The sequence below is a fragment of the Saccharopolyspora sp. NPDC045839 genome (genome assembly GCF_056431645.1).
Genome location: NZ_JBWKKH010000001.1, coordinates 188,037 through 211,192, shown reverse-complemented (window position 1 = coordinate 211,192; position 23,156 = coordinate 188,037). Strand labels below are relative to the sequence as shown.

At 70.8% G+C, this 23,156-nt stretch carries 22 protein-coding genes; 14 read left to right on the top strand and 8 right to left on the bottom strand.

Translation table 11 applies throughout. From position 1 onward, the window contains the following. Nucleotides 1–261: 261 nt before the first annotated feature. Entirely contained in the window at nucleotides 262–1,194 is a 933-nt protein-coding gene (locus AC07EQ_RS01010) for a helix-turn-helix transcriptional regulator (protein WP_478385850.1), read from the bottom strand. Between the two features lie 173 nt (nucleotides 1,195–1,367). Here AC07EQ_RS01010 and AC07EQ_RS01005 point away from each other — a divergent pair, with 173 nt between their 5' ends. The 5 genes from AC07EQ_RS01005 to AC07EQ_RS00985 are packed head-to-tail and all read left to right on the top strand — an operon-like array spanning nucleotide 1,368 to nucleotide 7,549. Further along, nucleotides 1,368–2,627, top strand: coding sequence for an MFS transporter (locus AC07EQ_RS01005; protein ID WP_478385848.1), 1,260 nt, complete (start codon nucleotides 1,368–1,370; stop codon nucleotides 2,625–2,627). A 50-nt stretch (nucleotides 2,628–2,677) separates the two neighbouring features. Continuing rightward, nucleotides 2,678–3,700 (top strand): zinc-dependent alcohol dehydrogenase family protein, encoded by a 1,023-nt coding sequence (locus AC07EQ_RS01000; protein ID WP_478385846.1) that lies wholly within the window; start codon nucleotides 2,678–2,680, stop codon nucleotides 3,698–3,700. Between the two features lie 40 nt (nucleotides 3,701–3,740). After that, nucleotides 3,741–4,370 (top strand): (2Fe-2S)-binding protein, encoded by a 630-nt coding sequence (locus tag AC07EQ_RS00995; protein WP_478385844.1) that lies wholly within the window; start codon nucleotides 3,741–3,743, stop codon nucleotides 4,368–4,370. A gap of 6 nt (nucleotides 4,371–4,376) precedes the next feature. Beyond that, entirely contained in the window at nucleotides 4,377–5,357 is a 981-nt protein-coding gene (locus AC07EQ_RS00990) for an FAD binding domain-containing protein (protein WP_478385842.1), read from the top strand. Next, a complete protein-coding gene (locus tag AC07EQ_RS00985) occupies nucleotides 5,354–7,549 on the top strand; it encodes a xanthine dehydrogenase family protein molybdopterin-binding subunit (RefSeq protein ID WP_478385840.1) in 2,196 nt (731 codons plus the stop codon). Before AC07EQ_RS00990 ends, AC07EQ_RS00985 begins: the two co-directional genes overlap by 4 nt. A gap of 182 nt (nucleotides 7,550–7,731) precedes the next feature. Here AC07EQ_RS00985 and AC07EQ_RS00980 read toward each other — a convergent pair whose 3' ends face one another. After that, nucleotides 7,732–7,950: a hypothetical protein gene (locus AC07EQ_RS00980; protein WP_478385838.1), complete on the bottom strand. Its 219-nt coding sequence runs from the start codon at nucleotides 7,948–7,950 to the stop codon at nucleotides 7,732–7,734. A gap of 432 nt (nucleotides 7,951–8,382) precedes the next feature. On the opposite strand from AC07EQ_RS00980, the gene AC07EQ_RS00975 reads away from it, so the two are divergent. Continuing rightward, on the top strand, nucleotides 8,383–9,231 hold the full coding sequence (locus AC07EQ_RS00975) for a helix-turn-helix domain-containing protein (protein WP_478385836.1): 849 nt from the start codon (nucleotides 8,383–8,385) through the stop codon (nucleotides 9,229–9,231). Beyond that, a complete protein-coding gene (locus AC07EQ_RS00970; RefSeq protein WP_478385834.1) occupies nucleotides 9,228–9,401 on the top strand; it encodes a DUF397 domain-containing protein in 174 nt (57 codons plus the stop codon). Before AC07EQ_RS00975 ends, AC07EQ_RS00970 begins: the two co-directional genes overlap by 4 nt. An 89-nt stretch (nucleotides 9,402–9,490) precedes the next feature. Here AC07EQ_RS00970 and AC07EQ_RS00965 read toward each other — a convergent pair whose 3' ends face one another. From AC07EQ_RS00965 to AC07EQ_RS00955, 3 genes are read right to left on the bottom strand one after another with little or no spacing between them, the layout of a single operon-like run. Continuing rightward, nucleotides 9,491–10,291: an SDR family NAD(P)-dependent oxidoreductase gene (locus tag AC07EQ_RS00965; RefSeq protein ID WP_478385832.1), complete on the bottom strand. Its 801-nt coding sequence runs from the start codon at nucleotides 10,289–10,291 to the stop codon at nucleotides 9,491–9,493. Further along, on the bottom strand, nucleotides 10,292–10,564 hold the full coding sequence (locus AC07EQ_RS00960; protein WP_132495107.1) for a ferredoxin: 273 nt from the start codon (nucleotides 10,562–10,564) through the stop codon (nucleotides 10,292–10,294). Beyond that, nucleotides 10,564–11,712: a 3-ketosteroid-9-alpha-monooxygenase, oxygenase component gene (locus AC07EQ_RS00955; RefSeq protein ID WP_478385830.1), complete on the bottom strand. Its 1,149-nt coding sequence runs from the start codon at nucleotides 11,710–11,712 to the stop codon at nucleotides 10,564–10,566. The genes AC07EQ_RS00960 and AC07EQ_RS00955 overlap by 1 nt, the downstream gene beginning before the upstream one ends. Before the next feature lie 148 nt (nucleotides 11,713–11,860). Here AC07EQ_RS00955 and hsaA point away from each other — a divergent pair, with 148 nt between their 5' ends. Both hsaA and AC07EQ_RS00945 read left to right on the top strand, forming a co-directional pair. After that, nucleotides 11,861–13,027 (top strand): 3-hydroxy-9,10-secoandrosta-1,3,5(10)-triene-9,17-dione monooxygenase oxygenase subunit, encoded by a 1,167-nt coding sequence (gene hsaA / locus AC07EQ_RS00950; protein ID WP_478385828.1) that lies wholly within the window; start codon nucleotides 11,861–11,863, stop codon nucleotides 13,025–13,027. Nucleotides 13,028–13,242: 215 nt separating this feature from the next. Beyond that, entirely contained in the window at nucleotides 13,243–13,875 is a 633-nt protein-coding gene (locus AC07EQ_RS00945; RefSeq protein ID WP_478385826.1) for a TetR/AcrR family transcriptional regulator, read from the top strand. A gap of 227 nt (nucleotides 13,876–14,102) precedes the next feature. On the opposite strand, the gene AC07EQ_RS00940 is transcribed toward AC07EQ_RS00945, so the two are convergent. Continuing rightward, nucleotides 14,103–15,035, bottom strand: a complete 933-nt coding sequence (locus AC07EQ_RS00940) for a 3-oxoacyl-ACP reductase (protein ID WP_478385824.1) — start codon at nucleotides 15,033–15,035, stop codon at nucleotides 14,103–14,105. Between the two features lie 211 nt (nucleotides 15,036–15,246). Between AC07EQ_RS00940 and AC07EQ_RS00935 the strand changes: the two genes are divergently transcribed. The 4 genes from AC07EQ_RS00935 to AC07EQ_RS00920 all read left to right on the top strand — a co-directional run bounded on the left by AC07EQ_RS00935 (nucleotide 15,247) and on the right by AC07EQ_RS00920 (nucleotide 20,285). Further along, nucleotides 15,247–16,407, top strand: a complete 1,161-nt coding sequence (locus tag AC07EQ_RS00935; protein WP_478385822.1) for a steroid 3-ketoacyl-CoA thiolase — start codon at nucleotides 15,247–15,249, stop codon at nucleotides 16,405–16,407. Nucleotide 16,408: 1 nt separating this feature from the next. Further along, nucleotides 16,409–18,613 carry an acyl-CoA dehydrogenase gene (locus AC07EQ_RS00930; protein WP_478385820.1) on the top strand — a complete coding sequence of 735 codons (2,205 nt, stop codon included), beginning with the start codon at nucleotides 16,409–16,411 and terminating at the stop codon, nucleotides 18,611–18,613. A gap of 173 nt (nucleotides 18,614–18,786) precedes the next feature. After that, nucleotides 18,787–19,659 (top strand): MaoC/PaaZ C-terminal domain-containing protein, encoded by an 873-nt coding sequence (locus AC07EQ_RS00925; protein WP_478385818.1) that lies wholly within the window; start codon nucleotides 18,787–18,789, stop codon nucleotides 19,657–19,659. After that, entirely contained in the window at nucleotides 19,656–20,285 is a 630-nt protein-coding gene (locus AC07EQ_RS00920) for a PaaI family thioesterase (protein ID WP_478385816.1), read from the top strand. The genes AC07EQ_RS00925 and AC07EQ_RS00920 overlap by 4 nt, the downstream gene beginning before the upstream one ends. Before the next feature lie 230 nt (nucleotides 20,286–20,515). Here the strand turns inward: AC07EQ_RS00920 and AC07EQ_RS00915 are convergent, their stop codons facing one another. Together AC07EQ_RS00915 and AC07EQ_RS00910 are read right to left on the bottom strand one after the other, a co-directional pair. After that, nucleotides 20,516–20,881, bottom strand: a complete 366-nt coding sequence (locus AC07EQ_RS00915) for an AMP-binding enzyme (protein WP_478385814.1) — start codon at nucleotides 20,879–20,881, stop codon at nucleotides 20,516–20,518. Continuing rightward, on the bottom strand, nucleotides 20,812–22,146 hold the full coding sequence (locus AC07EQ_RS00910; protein WP_478385812.1) for a class I adenylate-forming enzyme family protein: 1,335 nt from the start codon (nucleotides 22,144–22,146) through the stop codon (nucleotides 20,812–20,814). Before AC07EQ_RS00910 ends, AC07EQ_RS00915 begins: the two co-directional genes overlap by 70 nt. 205 nt (nucleotides 22,147–22,351) lie before the next feature. Between AC07EQ_RS00910 and AC07EQ_RS00905 the strand changes: the two genes are divergently transcribed. Next, the gene (locus AC07EQ_RS00905; protein WP_478385810.1) at nucleotides 22,352–23,113 is read left to right on the top strand and encodes an SDR family NAD(P)-dependent oxidoreductase; all 762 of its coding nucleotides are present in this window, start codon (nucleotides 22,352–22,354) and stop codon (nucleotides 23,111–23,113) included. Nucleotides 23,114–23,156 lie beyond the last annotated feature (43 nt).

The window sequence follows — 23,156 nt, the reverse complement described above, 5'->3', positions numbered from 1 at the left end:
GTCCTCACGCGGTGCGGCGTTTTCGCGCGAAACCGGCGTCTCGTCCTCACGCGGTGCGGCGTTTTCGCGCGAAACCGGCGTCTCGTCCTCACGCGGTGCGGCGTTTTCGCGCGAAACCGGCGTCTCGTCCTCACGCGGAGCGCCGGTTTCGCGCGAAAACGGCGTTCTGCCTCCCGGGCGGCGACGTCTCGTGTGTGCCCGCGCAGCATTGCGAAGCCGCGCTCGAGTCCACCGCGGACGCTGCGACCGAGGAGTGGGACGTCAGGGCTCGGGGTGCTGGGATGGCGACCGTTCGGCTTGGTCGTCGGCCGCGAGAGCGGTTTCGCCGAGGTGGGTGGCGGCCCAGGTGGCGAGGAGCGTCATGGCGTCGGCCGAAGGGCTGCCGGGTTCGGGGCTGTAGATGGTGAGGACCAGGCCGGGATCGGCGGGCAGCGGCATCGTTTCGTAGGTGACCGTGATGTCGCCGACGACGGGGTGGTGGAAGGTCTTGGTGCCGGTGTAGTGCAGGCGCACGTTGTGCTTGGCCCAGCGCACCCGGAATTCCTCGCTGCGGGTGGACAGTTCGCCGACCAGGTCGGAGATGCCCCGGTCGTAGGGGTCGCGGCCGGCGTCGGTGCGCAGCAGGTTGACCGCGCTGTCGGCCATCCACTCCCAGTCGGGGTAGAAGTCCCGCGCTCGGGGGTCGAGGAAGCAGAACCGGACGAAGTTGACCGGCTGGCCGGGGTCGGGGTGCAGCGGGTCGGGGTAGAGCGGGGAGTAGAAGGCGTAGGCCAGCTGGTTGCCGCAGACGAAGTCGTGGCGGGCGTTGCGCACGAACGCCGGCACCGTCATGGAGTCCACCAGGCGCTGCACCATCGGCCGGATGGTCTTCGTGCGGCGGGGCCGGGGCCGCTGCGGGCTGGTGGTGGCGCTGCGGTGCAGGTCGAACAGGTGGGAGCGTTCGGCCTCGTCGAGCTGCAGGGCGCGGGCGATCGCGTCGAGCACGGCTTCGGAGATGCCGTTGACCTTCCCGCGCTCGATCTGCGTGTAGTAGTCGACCGAAAGCCCGGCCAGGGTGGCGACCTCCTGGCGGCGCAGTCCGGGCACGCGGCGCTTGGCGGCGTCGTAGACCGGCAGCCCGACCCGGTCGGGGGTGATCCGGGCCCGTCGCGACGCCAGGAACTCGCCGATCTCCGCGTGGTGCTGCTTGCCCATGCCGCCGACGTTACGACGCCCGGCCCACCGCTGCCAGGTTCTGCGAGGGGGGTGCTGCCAGCACCCCTCTGAACGCCGCCTCCCACACCCGCGACGCGCGGGGTTGTCTGGGTGCTGCACATCGGGAACAGCGGGACGGACCCGATGAAGAGCCACCTGGAGGGGCGGAGACGTTGAGCACATCGCTGCGGGGTGCCACGAGCAGCACGCGGACGCCGGGACTGGTCTACGTGATCGCGGCGGGCATCTTCCTGATGGGCACCACCGAGTTCATGATCGCGGGGCTGCTGCCCGAGGCGGCTGCCGACCTGGGCGTGGATGTCGCACGAGCGGGGCTGCTGGTGTCGGCGTTCGCGGTCGGGATGATCGTCGGGCCGCCGGTGATGGCGTTGGCCACGCTGCGCCTGCCCCAGCGGGCGACGCTGGTGCTGTCGCTGGCGGTGTTCGCGGTGGGGCACGTCGTGGCGGCGTTGAGCGGCTCGTTCGCCGTGGTGACGGTCTCGCGGGTGGTCACCGCGCTGGCCACCGGGACGTTCTGGGCGGTCGGTGCCGTGGTGGCCACCACGGCCGCCGGTCCGGGGGCGAGTGCCCGGGCGCTGTCGGTGATGTCGGGCGGGCTGAGCCTGGCCGTGGTCGCCGGAGTGCCGTTGGGCACCTTCGTCGGGCAGTACACCGGTTGGCGGGGCCCGTTCTGGATGCTGGCCGGCCTGGCGCTGCTGGCCATCGTGGCGGTGCTGCGATTCATGCCGGCCGCCACCGGCACCCAGCGCGCGGAGGTCACGGTGCGCGGGGAGCTGGCCACGCTGCGGCCGTGGCGGTTGTGGGTCGTGCTGGGCGCGATCGGGCTCGCCCAGGCCGGGTTCCTCGGTGCCTACAGCTACATCAGCCCGCTGCTCACCGACGGCGCCGGCATCCCGGTCGAGTTCGTGCCCCTGGTGCTGGTCGGGTTCGGGATCGGCGCGCTGGTGGGCACGGCCGTGGGCGGTCGTCACGGCGACCGCAGTCCGCTCGCGACGGTCGCCGGAGCGTTCGCGCTGACGGCGTTGTTGCTGGTGCTGATCGTGTTCAGTTCGACCCGGTCGACGGTCGTGGTCGCGCTGGTCGTCCTGCTCGGGGCGTCGGGACTCGGGGCCAACCCGGTGCTGATCGCCCAGACGCTGCGCCACGCGGGCAACGGCTCGACGCTGGCGTCCTCGCTGGCGACCGCGGCGTTCAACCTGGGCACCGCCGTCGGCGCCGCCGTGGCCGGGGCCACCCTGTCGACCTCGTGGGGCCTGGTCGGACCTGCCGCGCTGGGCGCTGTCGTGACCGGTGCCGCGCTGTTGCCGATCGGACTGCTCGCGGCTGCCACGACTCGACGCGCCCAAAACGATGCGCCCGGAAGTAGTCGCGAAAGCGAAGACGAGACGCCTGTTCCCGCTCCGGTGAGCTGAACCCACGGGCCAGTCGTATCCGCAGAAGATAGTTGCACGAGGAGAAAATCATGCTTGGTGCTGTGATGCACGCCCCCGGCGATGTTCGGGTGGAAGAGCGGGAGGACCCGAAGATCCTCCACCCGACCGACGCGATCATCCGCCTGTCCGCGGCGTGCGTGTGCGGCTCGGACCTGTGGCCGTACCGGGGCATCGAGCAGCTCGACGGCCCGACGCCGATGGGCCACGAGTACGTCGGCATCGTCGAAGAGGTCGGCGGCGAGGTCGAGAACATCGAGCCGGGACAGTTCGTGGTCGGCTCGTTCTTCGCCTCCGACAACACCTGCGAGGTGTGCCAGGCCGGCTATCAGCCCTCGTGCGTCAACCGGGTGATCATGGGCTCCATCGGGACGCAGGCGCAGCTGCTGCGCGTCCCCCTCGCCGACGGCACGCTCGTCGCCACCCCGGAGCTGCCGCCCGCGGATCTGATCCCGAGCCTGCTCACCGCCTCCGACGTGCTCGGCACCGGCTGGTTCGGTGCGGTGGCGGCCGAGGCCGGGCCGGGCAAGACGGTCGCGGTCGTCGGCGACGGGGCGGTGGGCCTGCTCGCGGTGCTGGCCGCGAAGCAGCTCGGCGCGGAGCGGATCATCGCGATGAGCCGCCACGAACCCCGCCAGAAGCTCGCCCGCGAGTTCGGCGCCACCGACATCGTCGAAGAACGCGGTGACGAAGGCGTGGCCAGGATCAAGGAGCTGACCGGCGGGCTGGGCGCGCACAGCGTGGTCGAGGCGGTCGGCACCCAGGAGTCGATGATGCAGGCCATCCGCTCCGCCCGGCCGGGAGGGCACGTCGGCTACGTCGGCGTCGCCCACGACGTCGCGTTGCCCGGTGACGAGTTGTTCTTCTCCCACGTGCACCTGCACGGCGGTCCGGCGCCGGTGCGCCAGTACTTGCCGGAGCTGATCGACCTGATCTGGCGCCGGGAGATCGATCCCGGCAAGGTCTTCGACCTCACCCTGCCGTTGGAGCAGGCCGCCGAGGGCTACCGGGCGATGGACGAGCGCCGTGCCATCAAGACCCTCCTCACCTTCTGACACGGCTTCTCTTCCCCGGTGAGCGCTGAGAGAGGAATGCATGGTCACCGAACCTTCTGAACTTCCCGGCTCGCATGTCGTGCCCGCTTCCGAGCGGTCGTCGGAGCTGCGCCGGCGAACCTTCATCGCGGCCTCCGCCGTCGCCGGCGCCGCCGCCGCGACGCCGGGGTTGCTGGGATGCGCACCGGCTGCCGCCGCAGGCGGTCCGACGAGCCGGGTGTCGTTGTCGGTCAACGGCATCCGGCACGTCGTGACGGTCGACAACCGGACTTCCCTGCTGGATCTGCTTCGCGAACACCTCGGGCTGCCCGGGACGAAGAAGGGCTGCGATGCAGGTGCGTGCGGAGCCTGCACGGTTCTGGTGGACGGTCGCCGCGTCAACGCGTGCCTGACGTTGGCGGTTCGCCTGGACGGGGCGGAGGTCACCACGATCGAAGGGCTTTCCGGCGGTGGCGCACTGCATCCGCTGCAGCAGGCGTTCATCGATCAGGATGCGTTCCAGTGCGGCTACTGCACGCCGGGCCAGATCATGTCCGGACTCGGCTGCATCAGGGAAGGGCACACCGGTTCTCGCGAGGAGATCCGGGAATGGATGAGCGGCAACATCTGCCGCTGCGGTTGCTACGTGAAGATCGTCAACGCGGTCGAGCAGACCGCACCCGGGGAGTGAAGCCGGATGCATCCCTTCTCCTACACCAGGGTTTCCAACACCCGCGAGGCGATCGGCGCCGGGCAGCGCGGCGGACGCTACATCGCCGGGGGAACCACCCTCGTCGACCTGATGCGCGAAACCGTCGAGCGTCCCGGCGAGCTGGTCGACATCGCTGCGCTTCCGCTTCGGGACATCACCACCACCGAGCGCGGAGGACTGCGGATCGGTGCTCTGGTGACGATGGCCGAGGCTGCCGCACACCTGGATGTGCGCACTTCGTATCCGGTCATCGCGCAAGCGTTGGAGCTCAGCGCGTCAGCGCAGTTGCGCAACATGGCGACCATCGGCGGCAACATCATGCAGCGCACCCGGTGCACGTACTTCCGCGATGTGACGTCGGCCTGCAACAAGCGTGCGCCGGGTTCGGGTTGCGCAGCGTTGGACGGTATCAACCGCACGCACGCGATCCTCGGCACCTCTGACCAGTGTGTGGCAACACATCCTTCCGACGTCGCCGTGGCCTTCGCCGCTCTGGAGACGACCGTGCACTTGCTGGGTCCCGCCGGCGAGCGCAGCGTTGCCTTCGCGGATTTCCTGCTGCCACCGGGCAGCACGCCCAACCGCGAACAGTCCTTGCAGCCTGGCGAGTTGATCACTGCGGTCGAGATTCCCGCTCACCCGCGCCCGCTGCGGTCGGGCTACCTGAAGGTGCGCGACCGGCAGAGCTACGAGTTCGCACTCACCTCCGCGGCCGTAGCACTGCACCTCCAGGGCGGCGTCATCCGCACGGCGAAGGTCGCTGCCGGCGGAGTGGGCAGTGTGCCGTGGAAACTGCCTGCTGTGGAGCGGCGGCTCATCGGGCAGCGGCCGTCGCAGGCGTTGTGGGCCGACGCCGCCGGGCGGGCTGCGGACGGTGCCCGCCCACTGGCGCACAACGAGTTCAAGGTCGAGTTGCTCAAGCGAACCGTCGAACGTCAGCTTCGCATCGTCGGAGGAACCCAGTGACCCAGCAGCCACGGATCGCCGTCGGAACCCCGCAGTCCAGAGTGGACGGGTTCCTGAAAGTGACCGGCCGGGCCGGCTACGCCGCCGACCACGACATCGACGGGGCCGTCTACGCCGCTGTCGTGGACAGCACGATCGGCCGAGGGAGCATCACCGGCATCGACACCCGTGCGGCTCGCGCCCAGCCTGGCGTGCTGACGGTGATCAGCCATCTCAATGCACCCAGGCTGGCCTACCAGCCCAACTCGGGCTCGAACAACCCCGACGGCGCGCGGTTGCGCGTCTTCCAGGACGACCAGGTCCTCTTCCACGGTCACCCGGTCGCCGTCGTGGTGGCCACGACCCTGGAAACCGCGCGGCACGCCGCGAGCCTCGTCGACGTCCGCTATGACGCTGCGAGGCCCTCGACGGACTTGAACTCCGCGCGGGCCGACGCGCCCACCACGTACGCGCGGGGTGATGCGGAGGCGGCGCTGCGGTCGGCGGAGGTCCGGCTGGAGATGGGTTACCGGCTGGCCCGCAACCACCACAACCCGATGGAGCCGCACGCCACCATCGCGCGTTGGGACGGCGATCGGCTGACCGTGTGGGACAAGACCCAGTGGGTGGTCGGCGGCACCCAGCAAGAACTGGCTGCGGTCTTCGGCATCCCGCAGGACTCGGTGCGGGTGATCTCGCCGTTCGTCGGCGGTGGATTCGGCAGTGGTCTGCGGGCGTGGCCCCACGTCACGATCGCGGCGCTGGCCGCGCGCGAGACCCGGCGCCCGGTCAAGCTCGTGCTCACCCGCAGGCAGATGTACTTCGGGACCGGTTACCGGCCCGCGTACGAATACCGGATGCGGCTGGGCAGCGACCGGCGTGGGCGGCTGGTCGCGATGACCCACGACATCCGCGGCGAAACGGCGACGTACGAGAAGTTCACCGAGGCCGTCCTGGCACCGGGGCAGATGCTCTACAGCATGCCCCATGTCAGTCAGGCGTACGCGACGGTGCCGCTGGACTCGAACGCACCGACGTACATGCGCGGCCCGGGCACAGCCACCGCCGCCTTCGCCATCGAGTCCACGATGGACGAACTCGCCCACGAGATCGGTGTGGACCCGATCGAGCTGCGACTGCGCAACGAGCCCGAGCGGGACGAGTCCAACGATCTGCCGTTCTCGACCCGGAGATTGCGCGAGTGCTACGTCGTGGGTGCCCGGGAATTCGGCTGGAACCGCCGGGATCCGCGGCCTGGCTCCACTCGGGAGGGCGACTGGCTGATCGGCACCGGCATGGCCACGGCCGTCTACCACACGGCTCGCATGGCCGCCCGCGCCTACGTGCGGCTGGGCGCCGACGGCACCGCGCTGGTCCAGTCCGCGACCAGCGACATGGGCCCCGGGACCTACACCTCCATGCCGCAGGTGGCCGCCGACGCCCTCGGCTTGTCGATGCGCGAGGTGCGGTTCGAGCTAGGCGACTCCCTCATGCCACCGACCCCACCGCACGGCGGATCCATGACCATGGCCAGCGTCGGATCCGCCGTCCAGGACGGCTGCGACAAGGTGCGTCAGCAGGCCATCGCGTTGGCGGTCAACGATCCACGTTCTCCGCTGCACGGCGTCGATCCCGGCGATGTCATCGTGCGCCGGGGCCGGTTGCACGTGAAGAACGACCCCACCCGAGGGGAGACCTACCAGCAGCTCCTGACCCGCAACAACCGGCCCCATCTCGAAATCATCGGCAGCTACGCGCCACCGGAGCAGGACCGGTCCTCCATGAGCGCCTACGGCGCGGTGTTCGCCGAAGTCGCCGTCGATCACCGACTGGGCCTGGTGCGGGTGCGGCGGATGCTCGCCGTCTACGACGCCGGCCGGATCGTCAACCCCAAACTCGCGGAGAGCCAGGCGCTCGGCGGCATGGTGGGAGGGATCGGCTCCGCGCTGCTGGAGCACACGGTCACCGACCACCGCGACGGCCGGATCGTCAACGCCAACTTGGCCGACTACCTCGTCCCGGTCAACGCCGACATCCCCGACCTGCGGGCGATCTACCTCGACGGCGAAGACCGGGAAGCAGACCCCATCGGCGTGAAGGGGCTGGGGGAGGTCGTGATCGTCGGAGTCGCACCCGCCATCACCAACGCGGTCTTCCACGCCACGGGACGCCGCATCCGCGAACTCCCGATCACCGCCGAGGCGCTGCTCTGAACCTCCCTGGCGGGCGGCACCCCCGCCGACCGCCAGGGCTCCACCCCGCCAATGGGAAACGAGTGCCTTCGCACTCCCGCTCACGAACGGGGCCCGGTAGCCGGGCGGGGTCGGGGGCAAGCCCGGCTACCGGGAGGATCGGCGCGCTGGGGTCGGGGAGGGCGCGCCGATCCGGTCAGGGGTCAGGCGGCTCTGGACGAGTCGCCTTCGGGTGGAGCGCGGAGGCGGTGGCGGCCGGTGTACTCGGCGTCGCGTTCGGCTTCGATGTCGTGGATGAGCTGCCACACGCCGTAGGCGTCGTCGCCCGCATCGCCGTGCTGCGGATTCGAGACCGGGATGAACAGCATCGCGAAGATGACGACGTTGAACGCGATGAGCGTGCCCAGCTGCAACCAGAACATGACGCCTCCCGGCCTGTCACCGTCCGATGTGGTCAGATCACCGTTCTCGCTTGATGCACTGCTGCGTCCGCAAGTGCCGTGCTGTTGCGCCGGATCGGGCTGGATTCGAGGCGTTCTTGCGCGCTTTGGAGAGTTGCACGCACACCGAGCAGCGCGGCCGAGTCGTGGTCGGATGCCCGACGGCGGCCCACATCACCTCGGCCCCGCACTCACCGGCCCCGCCGGGCCGAAGCACGAGATGCGTGTCCAACGCCCGCAATCCAGGCGAAGGCAACCACCGAGGCCACACCTCCGACACCAACGAAACCACCTCCACGGTTCGGAACATCTGTATTGGTTGCGTAGACACCATGTTGGTTGGTTGCCAGGGTGCACCACCAGTGATCTAATTGGGTGATCTGTTTGCGCTGATCAACCAATAGGATGTGGTGCATGGCCGCAACCGCAGGTACGCCGCGTGCCAGGGCGTTGTCGGCGGCTCTCCGCGAAGCCAGATTGGCCAGCGGTGTCGGTTCACGAGAACTGGCGAGACAACTGGAGCTGTCGCATACCCAGATCTCCCACTGGGAGAACGGCCATCGGGTGCCCAACGTCGAAACGGTCGCGATGATCCTGACCGTGCTTCGTGTCTCCCCGCGCGAGCGGGAGAGAATCCTCGACCTGGCGCGCAACGTTGCAGAGCCGAACTGGCTCACGGTCGGGATGAACGGTATCCCGCAGCAGCTCGCAGGCGTCGTGGAGTGCGAACGTTCGGCCTCATCGATCGTCGAGTGGTCGCCGATGGTAGTGCCCGGATTGCTCCAGACTTCCGACTACACAAGAGCGGTCAAGGAAGCCGCCGGGTTGTCGCAGACCGACATCGAGTTGCGCGTGATGCTCAACGTGAGCCGTCGCGAGGTCCTAACCCAGCGGAATCCGGTGAGTTTCCATGCGCTGATCGGGGCGGCAACTCTGCACGAGCCCATCGGTCCCGAAGGCGTTGTGCTCGATCAACTCAGACACTTGATCGAAATGGCAGAACGCCCCAATGTGGTCGTGCAGCTGATGCCGCTGCGCATTGGATGGCACCCGGGGTGGGCGGGTCCGTTCGTCCTCTACGAGTTCCGAGACGCCTCGCCCGTCGTGCACTTCGAACATCACAGTTCGGGTGCCTTCATCCCGACCGAGCACGATGTCACGGAATACCGGAAGGCCGTGACCTGGCTCAGCGAGATCGCGATGGATGAAGCCGACTCGATTGACCTCATCGCAAAGACCATTTCGGAGATGGAGGAAAGATGAGCACCCATGCCTGGCGGAAGTCCAGCTACTCCAATGCCAACGGCAACTGCGTCGAGTTATCCAGCCCGCTCGGGCTGATCCGGGACTCGAAGGATCCGGACGGGCCACGTCTGGACGTCGACGTCGCCGTGTTCCTGCGGGCCGTCAAGGCCGGGCGTTTCGAGCGGTGAGCGGGTGGGCCTCGTGAGTGCTGATTCCGGTAAGAACCGGTCTTAGCACTCACGAGACCGCTCGGGGCTCCTCGGTGATCCGTGCCGCGTCAGGCCTTCGACTTGGGCGGTAGCAGGCGTTTCGACGCCTCGTGGGCGCCGAGGGCGAGTTCCGCTCGGTTGGGGCCGCTGCGCTTCTCCGCCGCCTCGGCGTTGCCGCCCGCCACCCACACCGGCCCGTGCGGCAGCCGTTCGAGGCCTTCCCGGGCCACGTCGTCGGGTTCTGCGACGTTGAGGCCCGGGATGCCGAAGTTGAGCCCGGCGCGCTCCATCGCCGGTGTCCGGGTCACGCCGAGCACCAGCTCCAGGACGTCCACGCCGTGTTCTCGCAGTTCGAGCCACAGGCCCTCCGCGAACACCCGGGAGAACGCCTTCACCGCCGAGTAGACGCTGATCTGCGCCTGGCCGAGGTAGCCCGCCATCGAGCCGACCAGGACCACCCCGCCGCGGCCCCGCTCCTTCAGCAACGCTCCGAAGTGGTGGGTGAGCGCGAGCTGCGCGGTGATGTTCAGGTCGATCACGCCGTGCACGCGGTCGAGGTCGCCCGTGACGAACTCGTGGCCGTAGGTGTTGGCGCCGGCGTTGAAGATCAGCAGGCCGACGTCGAGGTCGTCGGTGACCTCCCTGACGGACCGCAACGCGCCCGGGTCGAGCAGGTCGAGCTCAAGTGCGTGCACCTGCACGCCCTTGGCGCGCACCGCATCGGCAGTGGCCTTCAGCGGCCCCGGTTTCCGCGCGATCAGCACCAGGTTGATCCCGGCATCGGCGAGCAGGTGGGCGAACGAGGCGCCCACGCCTTCGGATCCGCCGGCGATGACCGCCCATGGTCCGTACTTCGTGGTGTCGAGCACTCAGTCCTCCGCCTGGATCGCGATCTCGCCGCGGGCCGCCGCTGCGCGCACGGAATCCCGCAATGCCTTGCAGCCGCTGAAGAACCGGCCGTTCGGCCCGGATCCCGGCTGCGCGTCGCGGCGCTCCGCGCAGGCCCGGACGGCGTCCTCGTGCCACTGGATGCTGGTCTGGTCCCAGCTGCTCTTGCGGACCTCGACGCGGCCGCCGCAGGCGCCGCACCGCACGGGCTGCATGGGCGAATCGACGAGCCGGCCGTCTGTGCGCACCGCCATCAGACCGCCTGCGCCTTCCGCGCCAGGTTCTCCTCGACCTCGCGGCGCCAGGCCTCGTTCGGCCTGGTGGTGTCGATCTCGAACTCGAACCGCTCCACCATCTCGGGCGTCACCTCCGCCGCGTCGACGTAGAACTGCTCGTACCACCGGCGAAGCTGGTAGACCGGGCCGTCCTCCTCGCACAGCAGCGGGTTGTCGATGCGGGTCTTGTTCTTCCAGATCTGCACGTCCTGCTCGAAGCCGATCTTGATGAAGTCGCCCATCGTGCGGGCCATCTCGTCCGCGTCCTCGTCCCGCATCCGGTCGGTGCGCTTGACGATGATCCCGTACTGCAGCACGAAGGAGTTCGCGGTGACCGGGTAGTGGCAGTTGATCAGCACCGACTCGACGTCGCCGTCGCTGTAGTGGTACGTCAGGTCGTCGATCATGAACGACGGGCCGTGGTAGGCGGCCACCGACGTGTTGCCGAGCATGCGGGGCGCGCCGCTGCCGGACTCCTGCGGGCGGGCGTCCTCCCGCCCGACGCCGTTCTGGATCTGGGTCGCGGTGTGGCCCTCGAAGATGTTCTTGAAGTACGTCGGGAACGAGTAGTGGACGTAGAAGAAGTGCGCCATGTCCACCACGTTGTCCACGATCTCGCGGCAGTGCGCGTTCTCGATGGTGACCGAGTACCACTGCCAGTCGGTCCACTCGTCGCTGGTGGCGCCTTCGATGCGCGGGATGGTCACGTCGGCGGGCGGCGGATTGCCCTCGGGGTCGTTCCACACGAAGAACAGGTCGTCCTGCTCCAGGGTCGGCCACGCCGCCGTCCGCGCGCGCAGCGGAACCCGGCGCGCGTAGGGGATGCTCTTGCACTTGCCGTCGCCGCCCCACCGCCAGTCGTGGAACGGGCAGGCGATCTCGTCGCCCTTGACCGAGCCCTGCGACAGGTCGCCGCCCATGTGCCGGCAGTACGCGTCGAGCACGTTCAGCTCGCCGTGGGAATCGGCCCAGACCACCAGCTTCTGGCCGAACGCCTGCACCGTGTGCGGCTTGCCGTCCTTGAAGTCCTTGGCGAGCCCGAGGCAGTGCCAGCCGCGAGCGAACCGGGTGGGAGCGTCGTCCACCTCGATGTGCCGGACCTCCTCCACAGCGGTCATGCTCGTCATCCCTTCCCGTGAGCAGTAGGTCACCGCGAAGGTAGGCGGCGGCGGCCGCCGGAACCGCCGGTGATCCCACTCACCGGTACCTCCCGGAGACCGCTGCCGATGGCAGGCCGCACGATGGGAAACCCGACGCCGCAACGGGAGGACGAGCATGACCGACGAGGTGCTGGAGCGGGTCCGCGACGTCCTGCCGGCGATCGCGGAGCGGACCCGGGCCGCAGAGGAGGACCGGCGGCTGCCGGCGGAGACGGTGGCCGACCTGGTGTCCGCCGGCGCGTTCCGGATGCTGCAGCCGAAGCGCTACGGCGGCCTGGAAAGCGATCCCGTGCGCTTCTACGAGGTGGTCCGGGAAGTGTCCACAGTGTGCGGTTCCAGCGGCTGGGTGCTCTCGATCCTCGGCGTGCATCCCTGGCACGTCGGCCTGTTTCCCGGCGAGGCGCAGGACGAGGTCTGGGCGCGCGGGCCGGACGCGCTGATCTGCTCGTCGTACGCGCCCATCGGCCGCCTGACCGCGGTCGAGGGCGGCTACCTGCTCAGCGGCCGGTGGGGCTTCGCGTCCGGATGCGACCACGCGAGCTGGGCGCTGCTCGGCGGGCTGGTCGTCGGCGACGAGGGACGGCCGGTCGACTTCCTCAGCGTCCTGGTGCCGCACGCGGACTTCCAGGTGCTGGACGTGTGGGATCCGGTGGGGCTGCGGGGCACCGGCAGCAACGACGTCGTTGTGGACAAGGCGTTCGTGCCCGCGCACCGAATCGTCCGCAACTACGACGTGTCGCAGCTGCGCGCCCCCGGCCGGGTCGTGAACCCGGGCCCGCTGTTCGCGCTGCCGTTCGGCGCGGTGTTCACGACCGCCGTCGCCGCACCCGTCGTGGGAGTCGTGTCCGGCTGCTACGAGACCTACGTGTCGGCCATGCGCGACCGGGTGCGGCTGAGCCTCGGCGGCGGGCGGTTCGTGGAGGACCAGGGCGCGCAGGTGGCCGTGGCGCGGGCGGCGTCCGAGATCGACGCGGCGGTGCTGCAGCTGGACCGCAACATGACCGACCTCTACGACCATGCGGTCCGGAACGCGGAGATCCCGATGGAGCTGCGCCTGCGCGCCCGCCGGGATCAGGTGCGCGCCACCGAGCGCGCGTTGGCGGCGATCGACCTGCTGTTCCAGAGCGCGGGCGGGAACTCGCTGCGCCGGGGGAACCCCATCGAACGGGCCTGGCGCGACGCGCACGCGGGCAGCACGCACGTCGCCAACGACCCGCAGCGCGCCCTGGCGCTGTACGGCATGGGCGCGTTCAGCCTCCCCGTCGAGGACACGCTGGTCTGACGGTCGAGGTCACGACGCTGTGTTGCCGCAGGTGGAGACCCGTGAGCGTTGCCAGCGGACTGCCGCCCTCGCATAACACCCGGCCGCGCGTTCGGGCAAGGCGGAAGCCCGTGGCGCGGGGCCCGCCCGTCCCGGTGAGCGGTACGTTGGCGGGGACGGCCACGAGGCGAACCCGCACAATCAGATGTCGATGCGGATCAACCGAGGGGGGACACGTGCCGAGAATCGCCGAGGCCCGGCCGGCCGCGGAGCCGAGCTCGCAGGAGCAGAAGGCGCGTCAGCGCCGGATCCTGCGCTCGGCCGCAGGCCTCGCGGCCGAGCGAGGGCTCGACCGCGTGCAGATGCATGACGTGGCCAAGGAAGCAGGCGTCGCGATCGCCACGCTCTACCGCTACTTCCCCTCGAAGACGCACCTGTTCACCGCCGTCATGGCGGAGCAGGTGGAGCAGCTGGACAAGCTGGCGCGGCCGCCGCGCCCGGATCAGGACCCGGTGGACGCGGTGTGCGAACTGCTGCTGCGGTCCAGCCGCCAGCTGCTGAGCAAGCCGTTGCTGGCCAGCGCGATGATGCAGTCCAACGTCCAGGCCAACGCGGCGACGGTGAACGAAGCGATCCGCATCGACAAGATGACGAACGAGGCGGTGTTCCGGATGCTCGGCCTCGAGAGCCCGACGGCCCGCGACGTCCGCCTCGTGAGCCTCGTCATCGAGTGCTGGTACGGAATGCTGAGCTCGGCGCTCAACGGCCGGATCTCGATGGCGGACGTCGAGGTGGAGATCCGCCTCGCCTGCGGCCTCCTCCTGGCGGCCCGCTCGAACGCCCCGAACCGAACCCCCCTGGACGACTGACCCACCCCACCGACCCGGTCCCGGTCCCACCGGCCTCATCCCGGGTCCACCGGTCTCATCTCGGTCCCACCGGTCCCACCGGTCCCACCCCGGGTCCGCCGGTCCCCCCGGACCCACCGGCCCCACCGGCCCGATCCCCCGGGATGCCGGGGTTCCGCCTTGGTCCGCAATTTCCATTGAAATCGAAGGTCCAATTTCAATGGAAATTGCGGACCGGGGCGTGGCGGTTACTTCTTCTGGGGCGCGATGTTCTGCACTCCCGTGGTGTCCAGCTCCGCGACGCTGTAGGCCGCGTAGGTCCGGTACGGGCTCCGGCCCGCGAAGTACGGCGTGAGCTGGTCGTCGAGCTCCGCGACGCTGAAGGCGCCCGCCGCCGTCGTGAACTTCCGCTCCACCGTGGGCGCGGCCAGCAGCGCGACCATGTCTCCGTAGACCACGAAGACCTGGCCGTTGATCTCGTCCGCCGCCGGCGAGGCCAGGTAGGCCACGAACGCGCCCACCCGCTCCGGCGCCAGGATGTCCAGGCCGCCCCCGTTCGGGTCGTCGCTGAACACGTGGGCCGTCATCCCGGTCCGCGCCCGCGGGCAGATCGCGTTGGTGCGAACCCCGTACCGTGACAGCCCCTGCGCGCTCGACAGGGTCAGTGCGGTGATGCCGGCCTTCGCCGCCGAGTAGTTCGGCTGCCCCGCGGCGCCGAACAGGAACGCCTCCGACGTGGTGTTCACGATGCGGCCGTAGACGGGCCCGCCCGCCGCCTTGCTGGCGTTGCGCCAGTGCACCGCCGCGGCGCGCGAGACGGCCGCGTGGCCCTTGAGGTGGACGTGGATGACGTCGTCCCAGTCGCGCTCGGTGAGGTTGAAGATCATCGTGTCCCGCAGGACGCCCGCGTTGTTCACCACGACGTCCAGGCCGCCGAAGGTGTCCACGGCCGCCTCGACCAGCCGGTCACCGGTGGACCAGTCGCCCACGTCGCCGGTCACCGCCACCGCGTCGCCGCCCGCGGACTTGATGTCGTTCACGACGTCCTCGGCGGCCGGTCCCATGTCGTTCACGACCACATTGGCCCCCTGGGCCGCGAGCGCGAGCGCTTCCGCGCGCCCGAGCCCTGCGCCGGCGCCGGTCACGACCGCGGTGCGGCCTTCCAGCGTGCTGTCGCTCATCGCGTGCTCCTCGTCCTGCATCCGACGGTCCCGGCACGTCCGTGCCCGGTCTCGCGCCGAAAACTAGTATTCATTCTTCTAGCGGGCGCCCCCAGTCCCACTGAGCGAACCTGAAACAGCTCCCACTCGTTGTGGAGGTGTTTCAATGCGGGTAGATAATGAATTCTAGTGCTGTGGGGCGCGTCGTCCCGCATGCGGATGGAGAAGCCAGATGCCCGAGGCCGTCATCGTCGAGGCCGGTCGAACGCCGGTCGGCAAGCGCTACGGAGCCCTGTCCGGGCTGCATCCCGCCGAACTCCTCGGCCTCGCCCAGCGGGGCGTGCTCGACCGGGCCGGCCTGGACCCGGCGAAGGTCGGCCAGGTCGTCGGCGGCTGCGTGACGCAGGTGGGGGAGCAGTCCAACAACGTCACCCGGAACGCCTGGCTGCACGCCGGCCTGCCCCACACCACCGCGTGCACCAGCATCGACTGCGCCTGCGGCTCGTCCCAGCAGGCCGTGCACCTGGTCGCCGGGCTGATCGCCGGCGGCGCCGTCGACATCGGGATCGCCTGCGGCGTCGAGGCGATGAGCCGCGTCTTCCTCGGCGCGGCGCTGGCGCCGGGCACCGGCATCCCGGTGCCGGACTCCTGGTCGGTCGACATGCCCGACCAGTTCACCGCCGCCGAGCGGATCGCCCGCAACCGCGGCATCACCCGCGCTGACGCCGACGCGCTCGGCGCGGCCTCCCAGCAGAAGGCGGCGGTCGCCTGGTCCGAGGGGCGCTTCGACGGCCAGATCATCGCCGTCGACGCGCCGGTCCTGACCGAGGACGGCCCCACCGGCGAAACCGCCCTGGTGACCCGGGACCAGGGGCTGCGCGAGACCACGGCCGAGGGCCTCGCCAAGCTCAAGCCGGTGATCACCGACGGCATCCACACCGCGGGCAACTCCTCGCAGATCAGCGACGGGGCGGCGGCCGTGCTGCTGATGAGCCGGGAGCGGGCCGAGGCGGAGGGCCTGCGGCCGCGGGCCCGGATCGTCGCCTCCGGAATGGTGGGCTCCGACCCGTACTACCACCTCGACGGCCCCGTGCACGCCACGGCGCACGTGCTGGAGAAGGCGGGCATGGCGCTCGGCGACATCGACCTGGTGGAGATCAACGAGGCCTTCGCGTCCGTCGTGCTGTCGTGGGCGCAGGTGCACCGGGCCGACATGGACGAGGTCAACGTCAACGGTGGCGCGATCGCGCTCGGGCACGCCGTCGGCTCCACGGGCGCCCGGCTGATCACCCAGGCCGTCCACGAACTCGAACGCAGCGACCGCTCCACCGCGCTGATCACCATGTGCGCCGGCGGCGCGCACGCCACGGCCACCATCGTCGAACGGATCTGAGATGACACGAGGAACTCTGGGACTGAGCGAGGAGCACCGCGACCTGCGGGACTCCGTGCGGGCCTTCGCCGGCCGCCACATCACCGAGACCGAGGTGCGCGCGGCGGTCGATGCCGACGCGGAGCAGCTGCCGCCCTTCTGGAAGCAGCTGGCCGAGCAGGGCCTGCTCGGGCTGCACCTGCCGGAGGCCGTCGGCGGCGCCGGTTACGGGTTGCTCGAACTCGCCGTCGTCCTCGAAGAACTCGGCCGCTGCATGGCGCCCGGTCCCTTCCTGCCGACCGTGCTCACCAGCGCGGTGCTGCGCGAGGCGGGGCACCAGACGCACCTCCCGGCGCTTGCGGACGGAACGGCGACCGGCGCGCTCGCCCTCGGCGACGGGTTCACCGCCGAACGCACCGCGGACGGCCGCCTCCTCGTCTCCGGGACCGCCAAGCCGGTGCTCGGCGCGCACCTCGCGGACGTGCTCGTCCTCCGCGTCGCGCTGGAGGGGGAGCAGGCGTGGGTGGTGCTGCCCCGCTCCGCGGCCGAGGTCGCCGAGGTGCCCAGCCACGACCTCACCAGGCGGCTCGCCGAGATCGCGGTCTCCCACGCGCAGGTGCCCGCCGGGGATGTCCTCGGCGTCGCGCCGCACCGGCCGCACGACCTCGCCGCCACGCTCTTCGCGGCGGAGGCGTGCGGCATCGCCGACTGGTGCACCACGACCGCCGCCGAGTACGCCCGGGTGCGGGAGCAGTTCGGCCGGCCGATCGGGCAGTTCCAGGGCGTCAAGCACCGCTGCGCCCGCATGCTGGCCCGCACCGAGGCCGCCCGGGCCTGCGCCTGGGACGCCGCCCGCGTGCAAGACGCGCAGGACGCCGCCGACGAGGTGGAGCTGGCCGTCGCCGTCGCGGGAGCCACCGGCATCGAGGCCGGGTTCAGCACCGCGAAGGACTGCATCCAGGTGCTCGGCGGCATCGGGTTCACCTGGGAGCACGACGCGGGTCTCTACCTGCGCCGCGCGCAGACGTCGCGGCTGCTCCTGGGAGCCACCGGCCACTGGCACCAGCGGGTGGCGCGCCTGGCGCTGGACGGCACCCGCCGCGCGGTTTCGGTGGACCTGCCGCCGGAGGCGGAGGAGATCCGGGCGGTGGTGCGCGCGGAGCTCGCCGAGGCGGCCGCCCTGCAGGGCGAGGAGCGCATCGCCTACCTCGCCGAGCACGGCTACACCGCGCCGCACCTGCCGAAGCCGTGGGGCCGGGGCGCCGACGCCGTCGAGCAGCTCACCATCGCGGAGGAGATGCGGGCCGCGCAGGTGCGCGCCCACGACCTGGTGATCGGGAACTGGGTGGTCCCGACCCTGATCCAGCACGGCGACGAGGAGCAGCAGCGCCGGTTCCTCCCGGCGACGCTCCGCGGGGACATCACCTGGTGCCAGCTGTTCTCCGAGCCGGGCGCGGGATCCGACCTGGCCGGCCTGTCCACCAGGGCGGAGAAGGTCGACGGCGGCTGGAAGCTCAACGGCCAGAAGGTGTGGACCTCGATGGCCCGCGAGGCGCACTACGGCATCCTCCTGGCCCGGACCGACCCGGACGCGGCCAAGCACAAGGGACTGTCGTACTTCCTGCTGAACATGGACGCCCCGGGCATCACCATCAGGCCGCTGCGCGAGCTGACCGGCGATGCCCTGTTCAACGAGGTGTTCCTGGACGACGTCTTCGTGCCCGACGACATGCTGGTCGCCGAGCCCGGCGACGGCTGGAAGCTCGCCCGCACCACCCTGGCCAACGAGCGCGTCGCGCTCTCGCACGACTCGTCGCTGGGTTCGGGCGGCGAGGCGCTGCTCGAACTGGCGGCGGCGGAAGCCGACGACCACCGCCTCGCGGTGCTGGAGCAGATCCTCTCCGACGCCCAGGCGGGCGCGTTGCTCGGACTCCGCCAGACGATCCGCTCGCTGAGCGGGCAGCAGCCGGGACCGGAGTCGTCCATCGCCAAGCTCCTCGGCGTGGAGCACATCCAGCAGGTGTGGGAGACCGCGATGGAGTGGCAGGGGCCCGCGGCGCTGCTCAACGGCGAGCGGCCGTCCGCGGATTCCCCCGGCGCGACCTGGAAGTTCCTCAACACCCGGTGCCTGTCGATCGCGGGCGGCACCACCGAGGTCCAGCTCAACATCGTCGGCGAGCGGCTGCTGGGGCTCCCGCGCGACCCAGAGCCCCGACCCAAGCCCTGACCGGCCCGAGTGCCTGTCCCCGAACTCCCGATACGCGGCATCGGGGACTGGCCTCGCCAAGAACCCGCGGCGGTGCGAGTTGCGAGGGCGGCCAAGCGGCTGGCGCCGCTTCAAAGATGAAGATCGAAAACTGGGATCAAGACCGGCTCGACGCACACGGGAGAAACGCAAGAATGGCCATCGACCTCGACGAGGCGCTGAACGCCCGGCCCGCGATCCGCGAGATCTCGTGGACGCGGCGGGACGTGCTGCTCTACCACCTCTCGCTCGGTGCCGGCGCCCGCGCCGACACCGAGCCGGAGCTGCCCTACACCTACGAAGGCGGCCTCCAGGTGCTGCCGACCTTCGCGATGGTGGCGGGGCAGGGCATCTCCGCGGGCGACCGCACCACGCCGGGCCTGGCGCTGCCCGGGATCGACATCGACCTCCGCAAGATCCTGCACGCGGGCCAGGCGCTCCGCGTGCACCGGCCGCTGCCCGCGTCCGGCGCGGCAACCGTCACCAGCCGCGTCGCGGACGTGTGGGACAAGGGAAAGGCGGCGGTGATCGTGCTCGAATCGACCGCCGCAGACGGCGACGGCACTGCGCTGTGGACGACGACCATGCAGACCTGGGCGCGCGGCGAGGGCGGGTTCGGCGGAGAACCGGGGCCGGACGTCGCGGCCGCACTGCCGGAGCGCGAACCGGATGTCGTGCTGGAGTCGCCCACGACGCCCGCCCAGGCGCTGATCTACCGGCTCAACGGCGACATGAATCCGCTCCACGCCGATCCGGGCTTCGCCAGGGCGGCCGGTTTCGACCGGCCCATCCTGCACGGCCTGGCCTCCTACGGGCTGGTCGCCAAGGCGATCGTCGACGGGCTGCTCGACGGCGATGCCGCCCGGCTGCGCGCGTTCGAGGTGCGATTCGCCGGCACGCTGCTGCCGGGGGAGACCATCCGGACCGCGGTATGGCGCGACGGCGGGCGGCTGGTGCTGCGCTCGACGTGCCCCGAGCGCGACGACGCGCCGGTGCTGACCCACGCCACCGCGGAGGTGGCGTCGTGACCACCGCCCAGGAGCAGCCGCTGGAACTCACCGCCACGCCCCACAACGAGGGCGTCGACGCCGCGGTGTCGGCGGCCCGCCGGGTGATCGCGTCGCTGCTGCACGCCGGGGACGGGTCGGCGGCGGAGATGAAGGAGGTCGCGGACCGGCTCAACGCCGTCGCGGACCACCTCGACGAGCACGCGCCCGCGATGGACCAGCGGATGGTGGACATGTGGTCGGGGGAGGGCATCACCCGCCACGACCCCGTGACCGGCCCCGAGAACGCGATCGCGCCGCCGCTGCACCTGACCGGGAAGGACGACGGCTCGGTCGAGGGGGTGGTGGCGCTGGGCCTGCCGTACCAGGGGCCGCCCGGGCACGTGCACGGCGGGATCTCGGCGCTCCTGCTCGACCACACCCTCGGCGTGGCGAACCACTGGGCGGGGCTGTCGGGGATGACGGCCGAGCTCACGCTGCGCTACCACCGGCCGACCCCGTTGTTCGAGCCGCTGACCGTCACCGGCGAGCAGGTCGCGGTCGACGGGCGCAAGATCCGCACGACGGGCGCGATCACGGCCCGGGGCGAGGTGTGCGTGTCGGCCGAAGGCCTGTTCATCGCGAAGCACCTGCCGCGACCGCGCTGACCTGGACCGGCAGGGCTCCCGATCGCACCCGGGACCGGGAGCCCTGCCGGCCTGCGGATCGGTCCGATGTGGACTTCCGAATTCTGCCTGAAATCGCACGTTATCCCGGGTGAGGTCCCGCCTCGTGCGCGGGTGGCGGGCGCCCGATGTTGCCTGGAACCGGGAAATCCGGGCGCGAAGACCCCGGCCGTTCCGTCGAAGTGGAACGGCGGTCTTCGCGCTCCGCCGGTCTAGCCGTCCTTGCGGACCGCGGTTCGGATCACCTTGCCCGTGGCGTTGCGCGGCAGCCGGTCGTGGGTGATCCGCCACCGCGACGGCACTTTGAAGTAGGCCAGCTGGTCCCGGGCGTAGTCGCGCAGCTCCTCCTCGGTGAGCCCGCTGCCGGGATCCGTGACCACCACCGCGAACACCTCCTGGCCGAGGTCGGCGTGCGGGACGCCCAGCACGGCGCACTCCTGGACCTGCGGGTGCTCGGCGAGGACGCCCTCGATCTCCGCCGGGTAGACGTTCTCCCCGCCGCGGATGATCAGGAGCGCCGGCTGCTGAGCCGGAGCCTGCCCCGCTCGACCACCCCGATGTCGCCGGTGTGCAGCCACCGGTCTTCCCGGATGGTGTTGCCCGTCGCCTCCGGGTCGTTCCAGTAGCCGAGCATGTTGTAGGCGCTGCGGACGCACACCTCGCCCTCTTCGCCGTCCGGCAAGGGGATTCCGAGCGGGTCGCGGATCTCGAGCTGGACGCCGGCGATCGGCCGGCCGAGGGTACCCGGCGCCTCGGCGAGGTCCGCCGGGCTCGCGGCGGTGAGCGCCGTGCAGGTCTCGGTCATCCCATAGCTGTCCACAAGGGACTTCTCCGCGAAGGGGAGCTTCTCCCGCAGGCGCTGCTTGAACGCAGTGGACGACGGCGCGGAGGCGAGGGAGAACGCGGTGAGGGCCGAGAGGTCGTGCTTCGACACGTCGCCGTGCTCCAGCAACCGGTGGGCCTGGGTCGGCACCGCGCCCCAGTTGGTCACCCGCTCCCGAGCCACCAGGCCGAGCACCGCGTCCACGTCGAAAGCGCCCTGGTGCATGACGACGGTGCTGCCGGTCGCGAGCCTCGGCACCGCCAGGTTGTGCAGGCCGGCGATGTGGAACAGGGGCAGCGCCAGCAGGTATCGCCGGTCCTGCGGGTCGACCGGGTCGCGGAGCGCCGCGGCGAGGGCGTCGTTCATGCGGTGGTACTCGACGACCGAGCACACGTTGCGGTGCGAGTGGACGGCTCCCTTGGGGCGGCCGGACGTCCCGCTGGTGAACAGGACGATCGCGGGGTCGTCCTCGGCCACCTCCACGGCGGGCAGCGGCGCTCCCGCGTACCGCTGGACCAGGTCGCCGACCTGCCGTTCCATCCGGAGCAGCGGCGCGGAGCCGTTCTCCAGCAGGGCGGCACGCTTGGCGTCGGCGACTATCACGCGCGGCTCGACGAGGCCGACGCCGTGGTCCAGCTCGCGGGCCGACCACCAGGCGTTGAACCCGACGGCGATGCCGCCCACGGCCATCGTGGCCCAGAACGCGAGGATCCATTCCGGCGTGTTGGCGGCGGCGATCGCGACCCGGTCGCCCTTGCCGACGCCGAACTCCTCCCGCAAGGCGGCGGCCAGCGCGGCGACCTGCTCGGCGTGCTCGCGGAAGGAGATCCGCCGGTCGGCCGTCACGATGTAGTCGCGGTCGCCGTGCGCGGTGGAACCGGCGAGGATCTCGGCGAGCGACCCGGCCCGGTTCTTGAACACCGGCAGCCGTGCGCCGAGCACGTCTTCTTCGGCGAGTTCGAAAGCGCCGCCAGGCCCGGTTAGGGCGGTCATGACGGCAGCAGGTTCGGTCGTGCTCATGCGTGGCGTTCCTCCAGCTGCTGACCGGGACGTTGAGCGCATCAAATCGTGCGGCACCCGGTGCGGACAACAGGCGCAGTTTCCGTTCATCGGGACGCGCGCTCGCCCGTCCTCCCGCTGAGCGGGACGGCCCGCTCGGCGCTGCCCCGATCCGCCCCACTGTGTGCGGGGCAGGCGCAGCACACGTCGATCTGGGAGTCGCCGCATGGGCATCTTGCAGGGCAAGGTCGCACTGGTCACCGGGGCAGGGCAAGGCGTCGGGCAGGGCATCGCGCTCGCGCTGGCCGGGGAAGGCGCGTCCGTGGCGGTGATCGGCCGCACCGAGGCGAAGCTGAGCGCCACCTGCGAGCTGATCCGCGAACGCGGCGCCGAGGCCGTGCCGTTCACGGTCGACGTGGCGGACACCGCCGCCATCCCGCCGCTGGTGGAGCAGGTCGTCCGCACGCTGGGCGGCGTCGACGTGCTCGTCAACAACGCCTACACCGGCCACTTCGGGCCGCTGCTGTCGATGAGCGACGACGACTTCCAGCGGGGCTTCCGGACCGCGCCGTTCGCCGCGTTCGCCTTCATGAAGGCCTGCCACCCGCACCTGAAGGCCCGCGGCGGCGGCTCCATCGTCAACCTCGTCACCTCCGCGATGGTGCGCTGGGATCCCACGACCTACGGCGCGTACGCCGCGGCGAAGCAGGCCCTCCGCTCGCTCACCCGGACCGCGGCCGCGGAGTGGGGACGTGACGGGATCCGCGCGAACTCCATCGCGCCCCACGCCCTGTCCCCGGGGCTGGAGGCATGGGTGGCGAGGAGCCCGGAGGAGGCCGCCGAATTCGTCAAGTCCATCCCGCTCGGCCGCATCGGCGAGTGCGAGGCGGACATCGGGCGCGCGGTCGTCGCCCTGGTCGGCCCGGACATGCGCTACCTGACCGGGGCCACCGTGCCCCTCGACGGCGGCCAGGCCTTCTTCGGCTGACCCGGTCCTCCCGATGAGCGGGACGGCCGGGATGCGGGACCTC